Here is a 12,616-nt window from a genome sequence, read left to right as displayed (position 1 = left end):
AACCGGCTAGATCGAGAGGACATAAGCATGAAAGAACAAATCAGACAAATGAGTATTCAGCTTTTTGCTGAAAAAGGGTTCAAGGAAACATCGATTCAGGATATCGTCAACGCGCTGAATGTCACAAAAGGAACATTCTATTATTATTTCACAAGCAAAGAACAGCTGCTGATGGACATTCATTTAAGCTATATTGACAGTCTTCTTCAAAAGCAAAAGACCATCCTCGAAGATCCGCAAAAAAGTTATCGGGAAAAATTGCATGAGGTCGTTTATTTGCTTATTCACGATATAGAAAAAGAGGGATTGAGCGCGAAGGTGTATTTCAGGGAAATGCGTAACTTGAGCGAACCCCATCTTAGCCTGATTGCCTCTAAACGCGATCTGTTCCGCAGGCAAATCGAAGAAATTCTGCGGGCCGGGATGGAAAAACAGGAATTCAGAGATGATCTGCCAGTGGATATTGTCGCCCTCGGAGTACTGGGAATGGCCAACTGGAGCTACTTCTGGTTTGACCCATCCGGCCGTGAAACGGATTCTAGCATCTCAGACATCTTTATTAAAATACTGCTTGAGGGATTAAAGGGAAGCACTTGATGCTTTCTTTCCTTTCAGCATACCAACCGGTTAGTAAGTGAAAGGGAGAGATAAAAGATGAAAAGAGAAGACATCAAAACGATCGCCGTCATTGGCGCAGGACAAATGGGGCATCAAATTGCCATGCTGTGTGCACTTGGAGGATATAGAACCATTTTGCAGGATGTAAATGAAAACGCTTTATCCAATGCGGATGCCGTCCTCCAAAGATTAATAGACAAGCGCGTGCAGAAAAACAAGCTGTCAGAAGAGGAAGCGAAAAAGGCGTTCTCCCTCCTCACCATGACTGCAAGCTTAAAAGAAGCTGCCTCAAAGTCTGATTTTATTATTGAAGCCGTGGTGGAAAAGCTGGAGGTAAAAAAAGAAGTGTTTGCACAGCTGGATGAATATGCGAAGCCTCATGCGATTTTAGCCACGAATTCTTCAACGATTATGAACTCTTATATCGCGGGAGCTACGAACAGACCGGATAAAGTGATCAATATGCACTTTTTCTTTCCTGCCCTTGTGATGGACTGTGTGGAAGTGGTGACAAGCAAACAGACATCTGAAGAAACAGCGCAGCTGACAATGGGCGTATGCGAAACCATTAACCGGACAGCGGTTCTTCTGAAAAAAGAAATTTCAGGCTTCATCGCCAACCGGATTCTTGGAGCGCTTCAAAGGGAAGCAGTATACCTTTATGAGAACGGCTATGCAGACTATAAAGACATCGATACCATTTGCCGGAAAGCGCTCAATCATCCAATCGGTCCATTTGAGCTTATGGATTTATCCGGTATAGACGTCGGTTATTATGTCATGCAGCAGCGTTATGCGGAAACGGGAGATCCTGCCGACAAGCCATTTGTCTGCATTGAAGAAAAAGTAAAACAGGGCCATCTTGGAAGAAAAACGGGCAAGGGCTGGTATGAATACTCGAAGGTAGAGGTGAAGCAATAATGGAAAGTGTGATCAAGAGAGATAAACAAGGATCAGTTATGGTCCTGACAATCGACCATCCGCCGCTCAATGTGATGAGCCAGGCTGTCCTGAGAGAACTGGATCAGCTGCTGGATGAAATGAGAAATGACCAGGAAATCGTTTGTGTCATCCTGACCGGTGCAGGGGACCGTGCGTTTATGGCAGGAGCGGACATTAAGGAGTTTCCGAGTTTGATAGGGAAAAAAGGAATCAAATCACAGTTCATGGAATCCCATGCTGTTCTGAATAAACTCGATGATTTTCCAAAGCCGGTGATTGCTGTATTAAATGGGCTGACGTTTGGCGGAGGCTGCGAGCTGGCGCTGACGTGCGATATACGAATTGCAGAAGAACACGTTCAAATCGGATTGCCTGAAATTAAACTCGGTCTATTCCCAGGAGGCGGCGGGACACAGCGGCTTCCGAGAGTAATAGGGGAAGCGCGGGCAAAGGAAATGATGTTTACCGGAGATCCGATTGATTCTGCGAAAGCCAAGGAAATCGGCTTGGTGAATGAAGTCACTCCAAAAGGAGAGGGCCTTCAGCATGGCTTGAAGCTCGCTGCGAAAATCAGCCGTTTTTCATTGCCTGCCCTCTCAAGGATTAAACGCTCTGTTGATGAAGGATTGGGTGTTTCCTTAAAGGCTGGCCTGGAACGGGAGGCCGAGCTTTTTGAGGAGGTTTTCCAGACGGACGATATTAAAGAAGGCGTACAGGCGTTCATTGAAAAACGGAAGCCGGAATTTACCCACCGCTAAGGAGGCATAACGACATGCATGATGAGATAAAGATCAGAGTCAGATTTTGTGAAACCGATGTTTTAGGACACGTGAATAATACGAGCTATTTCATCTACATAGAGGAAGCAAGGGTTCAGTTTTTCGGAAAACTAAGCTCGCCTCTTTCGGCGGATAATTGGCCGTTTATCCTCGCTTCTGCTTCCTGTGATTTTATGGAGCAGGCCTATTTCAATCAGGAGCTGATTGTGAAAACGGCGATTTCAAAGGTAGGCGGGAAAAGCTTTCATCTCGAACACATCATTGAAGATGCAAACAGCGGAAAAATGATTGCAAAAGGAAAAGCAGTGATTGTCTATTTTAATTTTACATTGCAGAAGAGTGAAGAAATACCGGATGAGCTTCGGAGCGTGCTTGAAAAATATTTGGCTCACGCCTAAAAAGGGAGGCGGCATGGATGTCCTATACAATCCCTGTAAGAGAAGGGGAAGAACTTCAGCTGCAGGCGCTGGAGCGGTATTTAAAAGAGCGGTTTCCGGTAATGCCGGATCAGCCGCTGCAAATTGAGCAATTTGGAGCGGGTGCTTCCAACCTCACCTATGCATTAAAAGCGGGAGACTGGGAGGCGGTGCTGAGAAGACCGCCGCTCGGTCCTGTTGCACCGAAGGCTCATGATATGAAAAGGGAGTTTAGTATATTAAAAGCGCTGCATCCGCTGTTTCCTGAAGCGCCTAAGCCTTTCTTATATGAAGAAGATTCTTCAGTGGCAGGCAGTTCGTTTTTCCTGATGGAAAGAAGAAGAGGGGTCATGGTGGATACCGTGCTTCCGGAAGGTATGGAAATGACGGAAGAAAAGGGGCGGATGCTTTCTGAGCTTATGGTCGATAAACTCGTTCAGCTCCACTCCATTCCTTATCAGAATTCAGACTTAATCCATCTAAGCAAGCCTGAAGGATTTATGGAACGCCAGGTGGGCGGCTGGATTGAACGATACCACCGGGCAAAGACCGAAGAAATTGAAGCGGTCGACTCCTTGACAGGGTGGCTTGAAAAGAACCTTCCTGCGTCCGGTTCTCCATCTGTCATTCATTATGATTACAAGCTGAACAATGCTCTTTTTACTGAGGACTTAACAGGTATGGCGGGTTTATTTGATTGGGAAATGGCGACGATCGGCGACCCGCTTGCTGATCTTGGAGCAGCCATGAGCTACTGGGTAGAGGAGGATGACCCGGATTCACTCAAATTCGGCTTTGGGAAGCCTTCCATTACCGTTCATCCCGCTTTCTATTCAAGACAGCAGTTTGCAGAACGCTATGCAGAGAAAAGCGGCCGAAATTTAGAAGAATTTCCTTATTATCTGGCTTTCGCTTATTTTAAACTGGCCGTAATCTGCCAGCAGATTTATTACCGCTATCAAAAGGGCCAGACAAAGGATAAACGCTTCGCTAAGTTTGCGCCGTTTGTCCGCACTTTAATCGATCAGGCAATGAGAACAGCACATGGCACGTTTCATGGGTAAAATCCATGTTTTATTGAAAAAGGAAGACATTCAGCCGGAAAAGATTGCCGGGAAAATCGCTGTCGTTTTTGATGTGCTGCTTGCGACAACGACCATAACGAGCATCCTTGCCAACGGTGCAAAGGAAGTTATTCCGGTGCTAAACGGAGAAGAGGCAAGAAAAGCAGCCTCTGCACTTGAGGAAAATTCGTTTGTTCTGATTGGGGAGTATGAGGGGAAAACGATTGAAGGCTTTCTTGATCCGGGACCTTCTATGTTAAAAAATCATGTTTCCGGAAAGACGGCCATTCTCTCTACAACGAATGGGACCGTTGCGATCCGAAATTCAGCATCTGCAAAAGCGGTGTATGCGGCCAGCTTCCTTAATGCAAAGACAATGGCAGCGCAACTGAAGTCGGAACATTCTGAAGAAACTCTGATTCTCATATGCTCCGGATCCTCCGGCCAGTTCTGTGTGGAGGATTTTCTCGGGGCCGGCTATTTGATTGAACTTCTTACATTGAGTTCAACATGGGATTTGACCGATTCGGCGCTTGCGGCAAAGCTCTTTTATTCAAGTCTTAAAAGTCAAAAAACAGAAATACTGTCTGCCTCAAGAGTCGGAAAGATGCTCAGCCAATACGGATTTGCAGAAGAAATTGCCTATGCGGCTCAAACAGATGTTTATGATGTCCTGCCCATTTTAAAAAACAGATCGCTGAAGCGTTTTAAGTAGATACCCTGAAACCCTGGACTCATTCCGATGAGTATGGAGTAAAGCATGCAGGATACGGTTTTTTAAAAAAGGAGAGTGAAAGAATTGCAGACAGCCTCTGTAAAAATTAAAGGCGGAAGCTTTATGTATGAAGCTTCAGATTACCGCACCATCTTTACACCTGAAGACTTTACCGATGAGCAAAAAATGATGGCTTCAACAGCGCGGGCTTTTGTTGAAAGGGAAGTGGATCCATACCGTGAAGAAATTGAAGAACAAAATTTTGAGCGGGTTGTCGGGCTTTTGCATAAAGCGGGAGAGCTTGGCCTGCTTGCCCACAGCATTCCAGAGACATACGGCGGACTGGGATTAGACAAAATCACGAAAGGAATCGTTGGAGAAGTGATTGGGAGAACGAGCGGCTACGGGGTCGCCCACTCCAATCATACGTGTATTGCGACCCTGCCTATTACGTATTTTGGAACAAAGGAACAGAAAGCTAAATATCTCCCGAAGCTTGCATCCGGTGAATACATCGGTGCGTACTGCCTGACTGAGCCCGGTTCTGGATCGGATGCACTGGCTGCGAAAACGACTGCTGTTCTGAATGATGCCGGAACGCACTATGTGCTGAACGGATCGAAGCTGTACATTACGAACGCTGCTTTTTCGGACACGTTTATCATCTACGCTAAAATTGATGGCCAGCATTTCTCTGCCTTTATCGCTGAAAAAAGCTTCCCGGGTTTAACCTTAGGACCCGAAGAGAAAAAGATGGGGATCAAAGGCTCGTCAACTAGAACGGTGCTGCTCGAAGATTGTCTTGTACCGAAAGAAAATCTGCTTGGGGAACCGGGAAAAGGTCATGTGATCGCTCTGAATGTTTTAAATCTGGGCAGGTTTAATCTAGGTTCAGCCTGTATGGGTGCATCCAAGCATGCACTTAAGCTCGCACTTGAATTTACGAAAGGGCGCTTTCAGTTCGAGCGCAGCATCGCAGACTTCCCGGCAACGAAGGAAAAACTCGCCCTCATGGCTTCAAGAATTTATGCGGCGGAGTCGATTCAGTATCGAACAGCAGGTCTCCTTGAGGATGCGCTTGGTGATTTATATGAAGCGGAGGATCACAGGCTGATTGGAAAACAGATGATGGAGTACGCTGCCGAATGCGCAATCTGCAAGGTGTTTGGTTCAGAAACCCTCGATTATGCGGCAGATGAATCTCTGCAGCTGCATGGAGGTGCGGGCTTTATTCAGGAATATCCGATCGAGCAGGTGTACCGGGATTCACGGATCAACCGGATATTTGAAGGAACGAATGAGATCAATCGTCTTTTGCTGCCTACCCACTTTTTGAGGAAGGCTGCAAAAGGAGAGGTCGAATTTGAAAGCATGGTATCGAAGGCGTATGAAGCCCTTCAAGAGGATATAAAAGGCAGCGGCAGACTTCTTGAAAACGAAGAAATGATCGTTTCAGCACTCAGGAATACTCTGCTTGTCTGCTTTGGAGCGGCTTTTGAAAAATACGGCGGGAACATGACCGAAGAACAGGAGACGCTTTTGAAACTGTCCGATCTGGCAGCGGCTTTATTTTCTGCAGAATCCTCTCTGCTCCGCGCTAAAAAGACGCTGGATGCAAAAGGAGAAGAAAAAGCAAAGCTAATGGTGAGCCTATGCCAAACGGCAGCCGAGGAAGCCTTGTATGAAGGCGGAGCATTAGCCAGGCAGCTCGTTCATCAATTAGTTGCCGATGACCGGAAGAAACTTCTTCTTTCCCGGATCAGCGTGACGTTTGCTGAACTCGGTTCAGCAAACCGTGTAGAAAGAAACCGTTTTATAGCGGACGCTCTTCTGCAAAAAGAATCTTATATCGTTATGTAGGGAGGAAGAAACTTCATGCGTTTTTCACAGCGGACAGCAGTAGTAACAGGCGGCGGCAGCGGAATCGGGATGGAAACGGCCTGTATGCTCGCCAAAGAGGGAGCCAGGGTGATCCTTGTCGGACGGACCGAGGATAAGCTTTCAAAGGCGGCAGCGTATATAAATGAACAGACAGTACAGGAGAAGGCCGTGTTTTTCAGGGCAGATGTGACGAACGAAGAAGAAATTCAAGCGTTAGCTCAATATGTAAAGGAAGCCGGTTCGCTCGATATTCTCGTGAACAATGCCGGAGGGTCCGGGCAATCCAAAATTCTTGAAACGTCATTAGAAAACTGGGACGAGGTCCAGTCCCTGAACCTGAGAAGCGTTTTTCTTGTGAGCAAGGTACTTGGGAAACTCATGATTGAGAGCAGCAAGGAGAAAAGGATGGATCGTGCGATTGTGAATGTGGCATCCCTTTCCGGCTATAAAGCAGGTTCTCATATTCCTCATTACAGCGCAGCCAAGGCAGGTGTCATTAATTTTTCTAAGGCCCTTGCTCTGGAGCTTGCCCCATATGGAATCCGGGTCAATTCCGTTTCACCTGGATTTGCGGAGACGCCTTTAACCGAAGAAGGACTGCAAAACACTCAATTTGCCGCTGCGATTGAAAAAAATACGGCATTGCGGCGGGTGGGCAAGGCAGAGGAAATCGCCCATGTTATTGCTTTCGCTGCATCTGAGCATGCGTCCTATATGACAGGCTCCGATTTACTTGTTGATGGCGGATGGCTCATTAAATAAAAGGAGGAAATTCAATGTCTCATTTATTGGTTGAACAAAGTGGACCGGTTTTATCGATCACGATGAACCGTCCGGAATCGTTAAATGCTTTCAGTGCAGAAATGATTGTTGGAATCACCGAGGCACTTCGTATGGCAGAGGCAAATGAGGAAATAAAAGCCGTGATTTTGTCGGGGGCTGGCCGCTCATTCAGTGCAGGCGGGGATGTCAAAACAATGGGCCAGGTTAACGGACAGCAAATATACGAGCACCTTGGAAAATTGAACGAGTGTATTCTTGCTATTAAAAAGCTTGGCAAGCCCGTCATTGCTGCGGTTCATGGTTTTGCAGCAGGCGCTGCGTTTAACCTGGCGCTTGCCTGTGATTTTATCTTTGCAGCGGAGGACAGCAAATTCGTGATGAGCTTTGCCCAGGTGGGGCTGATTTCCGATGGGGGAGGCCTTTATTTTCTCCCCCGTCTGATCGGACCGCAGAGGGCGAAGGAGCTGTTTTTCAACGCAGAGCCAATCGATGCAGTGACGGCAAAGTCCTATGGCATCGTCAACCGGACGGTCCCGCTCGAGCAGCTAAAGGATGAGGTGAGCTCCTATGCTTTCCGACTTTCCCAGGGACCGCTTCAGGCATTCGGCCAAATGAAGCGGATCATTGAACAAGCCTCCTATTCCCGATTAGAGGATATTCTTGAGCAGGAGAGGCTGACACAGCCGATGATGATTGAAACAGCTGACCATCAAGAGGGTGTCTTGGCATTTAAAGAAAAAAGAAAACCGGAATTTCAGGGAAAGTGAGGAGAAGAAGATGAAAGCCATTCAGCTGAATGAATATGGCGGTCCAGAAGTGATGAAGGTCGTCGATCTTGAAACACCAAGCCCAGGTGAAAAAGAAGTATTAATTAAAATAGAAGCAATCGGAGTGAACTATGCGGATACAGCAAGACGCGAGGGGCAATATGTCATTGATACGCCGCTTCCTTTTGTTCCGGGAGCTGAGGTGGCTGGAACGATCGTTGAAACAGGGAGTGAAGTAAAGAGGTTCAAAAAAGGAGATAAAATTGTCACCCTCCTTGGAACCTCACGAGCTACGGGGTATGCGGAATATACAGTAGCAGACGAGCGCGGTCTCATTCCCGTTCCCGCCGGCGTCGATCTTCATCATGCGGTAGCGATGCCGCTGCAAGGTTTAAGTGCCTATCATGTTTTGAAAACGATGGGACGGCTTGAAGAGGGAGAAACGGTTCTTATCCATGCGGCAGCGGGAGGAGTAGGCTCGATTGCCGTTCAGCTTGCCAAGCTTTTTGGAGCAGGGAAAATCATTGCAACGGCCAGTACAGAAGAAAAGCGGCAGGCAGCATTAAAGCTTGGTGCGGACGAGGCTGTCGATTATACGATGGAAGGCTGGGAAAAAGAAGTACTTAATCTTACAGAAGGTAAAGGGGTGGACGTGGCGCTTGAAATGGCCGGAGGGGATATTTTCAGAAAAACCCTTTCCTGTATGGCACCGTTTGGCCGTCTCGTCATCTACGGAGTAGCGAGCGGAGAACAGGCAAAGCTGTACCCTTCGTCGCTAATGGGGCAAAACCTGTCTGTAATCGGCTTCTTTCTTCCGCAAATGATGCGCAAGAAAGAGCTTTACACACAAAGCCTGCATGAATTGCTTGCTTTCTTAAGCGAAGGGAAGCTGCAGCTGACAATAGGAGGCGTCTACCCGCTTGAGGAAGCGCCGGAAGTTCACCGGATGCTTCAAGGGCGGGAAACAAAAGGGAAATTAATTTTGGTTCCGTAAATGTTAAAAAAGCCAGAGGAATCAATTCTTTGGCTTTTTTCGCTCTCGTTTTCAGGAAGTAAAAAGGGCCTGCCTCATTGAGACAGGCCTTAATCGTTAATTCGTATTTTTGCCCCCGCCATTTAATCCCTCTTTAATCAGCTCGTTAACTTGAGTGTTCGCAAGCATTCCAAGATGGCCTGGTCCGCTGATTTGAACATTCTTTGCTCCTTGAAGGGGAGATAGCCATTTATTTACGACAATGTCGTTTGTGCTGTAAATGGAAGTATAAAGAATTTTATGGTTAGGGTCATTGCCGGCAGGCGCCTTCGATGTCACCATTTTATTTGGCGAACCGAATGTGACCACGTCATCAACCTTGCTTCCGCCGCTATTTAAAATGTAGGTGAGGGCATTTGGTCCTCCCATGCTGTGTCCCACAATATCAACCTTGCTTTTACCGGTTTTCTTAAGAACTTCATCTACATATGCAGCAAGCTGCTTGGCGTTATTCTTGTTATTTCCCGTCTTATCGCGCATTTCAATCGCAAAGAGTTCATTGTCGGACCATCCTTGTGATTTTAAGTAATTTTCAATGCTGTAGAAGCTTGTGCCGATTCCGCCTGCACCGTGAATGAAAATAACAGGATTGCGGTCACCGGTGTCTGCTTTTGATACAGATGGCTGGATGGTTATAGCTGAGAAAAGGATAGCCGCGGACGTGATGAGTGAAATCATCAATCTATGATTCTTCATAATCTCCTCCTAAAGGTTTGGCTGTTTTTTTACTACCTTAAGTTTCTTTTAAATTGGGAGGACAAACAAGCGGCAATTTTTACTAATAAATCAGTATACATGTGAATGTCGAATTATAACGAAGAAAATAATACGATTCTCGAAAGGAAAAAGACTCAGTATCTAGAAATTCAACAAAGTAAGCGTTTACAATATACAGGATGAGGTGGATAAATTGAATCAGGATCATTTTAAATTTTGGCCGGTAAGAACCTCCACAACACTGACTTTGCCGGAAACCACTCTTTATCACAACCTTGAGGTAACGGCTTCCAGATATCCCAGTAAAACAGCGATCGATTATTACGGAAATGAAATGAGTTTTGGAGATTTATTAAAAGAAGCAGATGAACTGGCTGGTTTTCTGCAGCAAAAAATGAATGTGACGAAAGGGGAGAGCGTTCTCCTCTATATGCAGAACTCACCTCAATTTATTATTGGATTTTATGCCATTCTTAGAGCGGATGCAGTGGTCGTTCCAATCAATCCAATGAACACCGCAGATGAACTCCGTTTCTACGTAAAAGACTGTGAAATAAAAAGTGCCATAGTGGGACAGGAATTATATGACCGGGCTGCACCGCTAATAAAAGAAGGCTTGATTACACAGGTCGTCGCTGCTGCCTATTCTGATTATGCCGGAACTCACGAGTTGAATTTGCCGGAAGAGGTTCGTGCAGAAAGAAGAATGTTTAATGAAGAAGGACATTTTTTATGGAAGGAGGCATTAGGTGCAGGGTGCATACCGCTTCCGTCCGCTTCAGGACCGGATGATCTAGCTGTTATGCCTTATACGTCCGGGACTACCGGATTGCCAAAGGGCTGTATGCATACAAATCGGACCGTTCAGGCAAATACATTCGGTGGATACCACTGGCTTAATGCAACTTCCGATGCCGTCAGCCTTGCAACCCTTCCGCTCTTTCACGTTACCGGCATGATCCATAGCATGCATATTCCGATCATGTCAGGGGCGACCATGGTGCTGATGACAAGATGGGAACGTGAATACGCGCGCAGCATCATCCGTGAGAAAAAGGTAAGCAACTGGGTCAACATTAGTACAATGCTTATTGATTTCCTGGCGAATCCGAAGCTGAAAAAGGAAGATATGGCGTCACTTCAGGGACTTGCAGGCGGAGGAGCGGCCCTCCCGGCAGCAGTAGGAGAAAAGCTGTTTGATCTGACAGGTCTCCATTTTGTCGAAGGCTATGGGCTTTCTGAAACGATCGCCCAAACTCACTTTAATCCGCCGGATCGTCCAAAGCTTCAATGCCTCGGCATTCCATCCTTTGATGTGGATGCGAAAATTATCGATCCCCTCACTCACGAAGAGCTGCCGATAGGCGGAGAAGGAGAAATTGTTGTAAACGGACCGCAGGTTTTTCTTGGCTACTATAACAGACCGGAGGAAAATGAACAGGCGTTTATGGAAATTGATGGAAAAAGATATTTCAGGACAGGTGATATCGGCAAAAGGGACGAGGAAGGCTATTATTTTATGGTCGACCGCGTAAAGAGGATGATTAATGCATCCGGATTTAAAGTATGGCCGGCGGAAGTAGAATCGCTGCTTTATAAGCATCCGGCTGTTCAGCAGGCCTGTGTAGTAGGAATTCCGGATGAGAGAAGAGGAGAGACCGTAAAAGCCTTTGTCGTTCTCACACAGGACGGGCTTGGCACCGCGCCTGAGGAAATCATAGACTGGGCGAAGCAGAATATGGCAGATTACAAGTATCCAAGAGTGATTGAATTTAGGGAATCTCTGCCGATGACTACAAGCGGAAAATTGCTGTGGAGACAGCTGCAGGAAGAGGAACGCCAAAAGGTGAGCGGAGGAATCGAGCGATGAATCAGGGGTTAGAAACGGTAACTGGAGCCATAACTGCAGATGAGCTGGGGAAAACACTCATCCATGAGCACTTTCTATTCGGCTATCCAGGATACAGCGGAGACTTGACGCTGGGCGGAATGAATACAAAGGAAGCTCTGGAAACGGCTGAAACGATTGCGTTGTCCTTAAGAAGCTTTGGAGTAGAAACCGTTGTTGATCCTACTCCGAATGAATGCGGGCGAAATCCGGAATTTTTAAAAGAAGTATCAGATAGAACCGGACTGCAGATCGTATGCGCGACAGGCTACTATTACGAAGGAGAAGGCGCCACCCCCTATTTCAAATTCCGGCAGCAGCTTGGAACAGCGGAGGATGAAATTTATGAAATGTTCATGACGGAGCTTACTGAAGGAATTGGCGAAACAGGAGTGAAAGCAGGAGTGATCAAGGTGGCTTCAAGCAAGGATCACAGCACCCCTTATGAAGAAATGTTCTTCCGGGCAGCAGCAAAAGCTCAAAAGGAGACAGGAGCTGTCATCCTAACCCATACACAGGAAGGAACAATGGGACCGGAACAGGCAGAACTCCTTATATCGGAAGGAGCCTCGCCGGAAAAAATAGTCATCGGTCATATGTGCGGAAATACGGATCCTGCTTATCATCGAAGGGTCCTGGAACGAGGCGTCTATATCGGATTCGACCGTTTTGGCCTGCAGGGGATTGTGGGGGCAAGGCCTGATGCAGAAAAAATAGAGACGCTCAGCGTACTGCTGAAAGAAGGTTATGGCAATCAAATTCTGCTCTCGCATGATACGGTAAATATCTGGCTGGGCAGACCGCCCGAAATCCCGGAACCGATCGCTGTACAATTGAGAAACTGGCATCCGGTCCATTTATTTGAAAATATTTTGCCCAAGCTGAATGACCGCGGATTTTCTGAAGAGATGCTGGAGAACCTATTTACAAAAAATCCTCAGCAGCTTTTCTTTCAGAAACAGGGAGCTGATATCGTATAGGAGGATTCAGGTATAAATTTCTTTTAAAAAAGC

Annotated in this window: 13 protein-coding genes; 12 read left to right on the top strand and 1 reads right to left on the bottom strand. The window is 46.6% G+C overall.

From position 1 onward, the window contains the following. The first annotated feature begins 27 nt into the window (after positions 1 to 27). The 10 genes from AS29_RS04240 (at position 28) to AS29_RS04195 (ending at position 8,959) form a co-directional block, all read left to right on the top strand. Positions 28 to 597, top strand: coding sequence for a TetR/AcrR family transcriptional regulator (locus tag AS29_RS04240; RefSeq protein WP_035409676.1), 570 nt, complete (start codon positions 28 to 30; stop codon positions 595 to 597). Positions 598 to 654: 57 nt separating this feature from the next. After that, positions 655 to 1,539, top strand: coding sequence for a 3-hydroxyacyl-CoA dehydrogenase family protein (locus AS29_RS04235; RefSeq protein ID WP_035409674.1), 885 nt, complete (start codon positions 655 to 657; stop codon positions 1,537 to 1,539). Then, positions 1,539 to 2,318: an enoyl-CoA hydratase gene (locus AS29_RS04230; RefSeq protein ID WP_035409671.1), complete on the top strand. Its 780-nt coding sequence runs from the start codon at positions 1,539 to 1,541 to the stop codon at positions 2,316 to 2,318. The genes AS29_RS04235 and AS29_RS04230 overlap by 1 nt, the downstream gene beginning before the upstream one ends. Before the next feature lie 14 nt (positions 2,319 to 2,332). Next, complete coding sequence (locus AS29_RS04225; RefSeq protein WP_035409667.1) at positions 2,333 to 2,737, top strand: acyl-CoA thioesterase; 405 nt, start codon at positions 2,333 to 2,335, stop codon at positions 2,735 to 2,737. A 17-nt stretch (positions 2,738 to 2,754) separates the two neighbouring features. Next, positions 2,755 to 3,819, top strand: coding sequence for a phosphotransferase family protein (locus AS29_RS04220; protein ID WP_035409664.1), 1,065 nt, complete (start codon positions 2,755 to 2,757; stop codon positions 3,817 to 3,819). Continuing rightward, on the top strand, positions 3,800 to 4,534 hold the full coding sequence (locus AS29_RS04215) for a 2-phosphosulfolactate phosphatase (protein WP_231889902.1): 735 nt from the start codon (positions 3,800 to 3,802) through the stop codon (positions 4,532 to 4,534). The genes AS29_RS04220 and AS29_RS04215 overlap by 20 nt, the downstream gene beginning before the upstream one ends. An 84-nt stretch (positions 4,535 to 4,618) precedes the next feature. Then, positions 4,619 to 6,394, top strand: a complete 1,776-nt coding sequence (locus AS29_RS04210; protein ID WP_442854516.1) for an acyl-CoA dehydrogenase family protein — start codon at positions 4,619 to 4,621, stop codon at positions 6,392 to 6,394. Positions 6,395 to 6,409: 15 nt separating this feature from the next. Beyond that, a complete protein-coding gene (locus AS29_RS04205) occupies positions 6,410 to 7,177 on the top strand; it encodes an SDR family NAD(P)-dependent oxidoreductase (RefSeq protein ID WP_035409658.1) in 768 nt (255 codons plus the stop codon). 14 nt (positions 7,178 to 7,191) lie between these two features. Beyond that, on the top strand, positions 7,192 to 7,965 hold the full coding sequence (locus tag AS29_RS04200; RefSeq protein WP_035409650.1) for an enoyl-CoA hydratase/isomerase family protein: 774 nt from the start codon (positions 7,192 to 7,194) through the stop codon (positions 7,963 to 7,965). Between the two features lie 10 nt (positions 7,966 to 7,975). Next, a complete protein-coding gene (locus tag AS29_RS04195; protein ID WP_035409640.1) occupies positions 7,976 to 8,959 on the top strand; it encodes a quinone oxidoreductase family protein in 984 nt (327 codons plus the stop codon). 96 nt (positions 8,960 to 9,055) lie between these two features. Here the strand turns inward: AS29_RS04195 and AS29_RS04190 are convergent, their stop codons facing one another. Continuing rightward, positions 9,056 to 9,694: an esterase/lipase family protein gene (locus tag AS29_RS04190; protein ID WP_035409629.1), complete on the bottom strand. Its 639-nt coding sequence runs from the start codon at positions 9,692 to 9,694 to the stop codon at positions 9,056 to 9,058. Positions 9,695 to 9,908: 214 nt separating this feature from the next. On the opposite strand from AS29_RS04190, the gene AS29_RS04185 reads away from it, so the two are divergent. Then, positions 9,909 to 11,585: a long-chain-fatty-acid--CoA ligase gene (locus AS29_RS04185; RefSeq protein ID WP_035409627.1), complete on the top strand. Its 1,677-nt coding sequence runs from the start codon at positions 9,909 to 9,911 to the stop codon at positions 11,583 to 11,585. Continuing rightward, positions 11,582 to 12,583, top strand: a complete 1,002-nt coding sequence (locus tag AS29_RS04180) for a phosphotriesterase family protein (protein ID WP_035409625.1) — start codon at positions 11,582 to 11,584, stop codon at positions 12,581 to 12,583. The genes AS29_RS04185 and AS29_RS04180 overlap by 4 nt, the downstream gene beginning before the upstream one ends. Positions 12,584 to 12,616: the final 33 nt, after the last annotated feature.

Source organism: Bacillus sp. SJS (genome assembly GCF_000732485.2).
Classification (GTDB): Bacteria; Bacillota; Bacilli; order Bacillales; family Bacillaceae; genus Metabacillus_B; species Metabacillus_B sediminis.
The sequence above is the reverse complement of the archived record's forward strand: the minus strand, read 5'-3'. Positions and strand labels throughout refer to the sequence as shown.

Excerpts from the sequence above, each read along its gene's own strand:
- AS29_RS04240 (WP_035409676.1), top strand. The coding sequence starts at position 28 with ATGAAAGAACAAATCAGACAAATGAGTATTCAGCTTTTTGCTGAAAAA.
- AS29_RS04235 (WP_035409674.1), top strand. The coding sequence starts at position 655 with ATGAAAAGAGAAGACATCAAAACGATCGCCGTCATTGGCGCAGGACAA.
- AS29_RS04230 (WP_035409671.1), top strand. The coding sequence starts at position 1,539 with ATGGAAAGTGTGATCAAGAGAGATAAACAAGGATCAGTTATGGTCCTG.
- AS29_RS04225 (WP_035409667.1), top strand. The coding sequence starts at position 2,333 with ATGCATGATGAGATAAAGATCAGAGTCAGATTTTGTGAAACCGATGTT.
- AS29_RS04220 (WP_035409664.1), top strand. The coding sequence starts at position 2,755 with ATGTCCTATACAATCCCTGTAAGAGAAGGGGAAGAACTTCAGCTGCAG.
- AS29_RS04215 (WP_231889902.1), top strand. The coding sequence starts at position 3,800 with ATGGCACGTTTCATGGGTAAAATCCATGTTTTATTGAAAAAGGAAGAC.
- AS29_RS04205 (WP_035409658.1), top strand. The coding sequence starts at position 6,410 with ATGCGTTTTTCACAGCGGACAGCAGTAGTAACAGGCGGCGGCAGCGGA.
- AS29_RS04200 (WP_035409650.1), top strand. The coding sequence starts at position 7,192 with ATGTCTCATTTATTGGTTGAACAAAGTGGACCGGTTTTATCGATCACG.
- AS29_RS04195 (WP_035409640.1), top strand. The coding sequence starts at position 7,976 with ATGAAAGCCATTCAGCTGAATGAATATGGCGGTCCAGAAGTGATGAAG.
- AS29_RS04190 (WP_035409629.1), bottom strand. The coding sequence starts at position 9,694 with ATGAAGAATCATAGATTGATGATTTCACTCATCACGTCCGCGGCTATC.
- AS29_RS04180 (WP_035409625.1), top strand. The coding sequence starts at position 11,582 with ATGAATCAGGGGTTAGAAACGGTAACTGGAGCCATAACTGCAGATGAG.